This window comes from Paraburkholderia sp. RL18-101-BIB-B, from assembly GCF_046026985.1.
Taxonomy (GTDB): domain Bacteria; phylum Pseudomonadota; class Gammaproteobacteria; order Burkholderiales; family Burkholderiaceae; genus Paraburkholderia.
This window is the reverse complement of the sequence record NZ_JARESV010000150.1, coordinates 1-1428: the sequence shown is the minus strand read 5'-3', so window position 1 is coordinate 1428 and position 1428 is coordinate 1. Positions and strand designations below refer to the sequence as shown.

Annotated in this window: 1 protein-coding gene; it reads right to left on the bottom strand. The window is 58.8% G+C overall.

The features are described 5' to 3' along the window. Window positions 1-282: 282 nt before the first annotated feature. On the bottom strand, window positions 283-1302 hold the full coding sequence (locus P0D73_RS46395) for an IS110 family RNA-guided transposase (RefSeq protein ID WP_408436448.1): 1020 nt from the start codon (window positions 1300-1302) through the stop codon (window positions 283-285). Between the last annotated feature and the right edge of the window lie 126 nt (window positions 1303-1428).

The window sequence follows — 1428 nt, the reverse complement described above, 5'->3', positions numbered from 1 at the left end:
TCCTTATATGAACGCCTCCCGTTTGCGACGGTTTTTCGCGTGCTACGACTGCGACAGGATGGGTTGCAGCTTTATATTCGGGCTTATTGCAGCCTGATACGCTGCGGCCCACTATGAAATCCGCTGGCCCGCACCTCATTTTTGGCCCGAGCTCGAAGCTCTTGGACAGATTCAGGTTTAGCGAGTCCCGGTCCGACCTGTCTTGTCATCACATACGATTGCCAGCGCAACCTTTCGACGTGTCATCCTGCAAACGTTGAACTTGTATAGAGTGGTTGCCGGTCAGGCCGGCTTCACGCTCACGTGATCCTTGTCGTACTGTCGGTCATGCGCCAGGATCGCCCAGATCGTGCGGGCCATCTTGTTGGCCTGTGCCACGACCGCTACATTCATCGGCCGCCGCTTCCTCATCTGCTCAAGCCACGGCCCAGGCTCCTTCGTGTGGAAGAGCACGCTGCGCGCACCGTGAATCAGCAGCTTGCGTAGATAGGTATCGCCTCGCTTGCTGATCCCCAGCAACTGGACCTTGCCGCCCGAGCCTGTTTGTCTCGGGACCAGCCCGATCCAGGCCGCGAACTCACGCCCGGATCTGAACGTTTTCGCGTCTCCCATCGTCGCGATCGCGGCGGTTGCAGTTAGCAGTCCGACACCCGGGATCGCAGCAATTGCCCTGCATGCCTTGTCCTCTTTCAGCCAGGCCTGTAGACGCCGTTCGATTTCGGCAATCTGCCGGTCGAGATCCGCCAGGCCGCTCCACTGTTCGTGCAGCGTGTCGATCAGAATCATCGGTAAACGGCCCACCAGCCGCTCCAGCACATCCGGCACCGCCTTATCCAGCGCAGCCCGACCCTTGCCCATCACTTCACCGTATTCGGTCAGCAGGCCACGCAGACTGTTGATCTGCATCGTCCGGAATTTCACCAGCTGTTCCCGCATCCGGTGCAGCCCCAGCACTGCCTGCTGTGTTTCCGTCTTCACCGCAACTGACTTGCCCGGCTGTTGCGCCGCCATCCAGATCGCACGCGCATCAGCTGCATCATTCTTGTTACCCATCACGAACGCCTTGACGAACTTCGCCGGCATCAGCTTCACCTGGTGGCCCATCGCCGTGAGCTTGCGGGCCCAGTGCTGCGAACCACCACACGCCTCCATCCCTATCAGGCACGCAGAGCGGTTCGCAAAATGCTCAAGAAACGCCGTCCGCTTCACGGGTTTGTTTACGATCTCGCCCGTCTCCGCGTCGATGTAATGGAGCTGAATGACGTTTTTTGCAATGTCCACACCTACCGTCGTAATATCCATTTGGAGCCTCCGGTTTGCCTGGGAAATCTCTATGGTCTTCCATTCTGGCACTTTGATGCCGTTGGCCCGTGAGGCTCCGCTTTCCTCTCGCTTCCACCGCTCACGGGTGGGAGGCGTTCATATCAT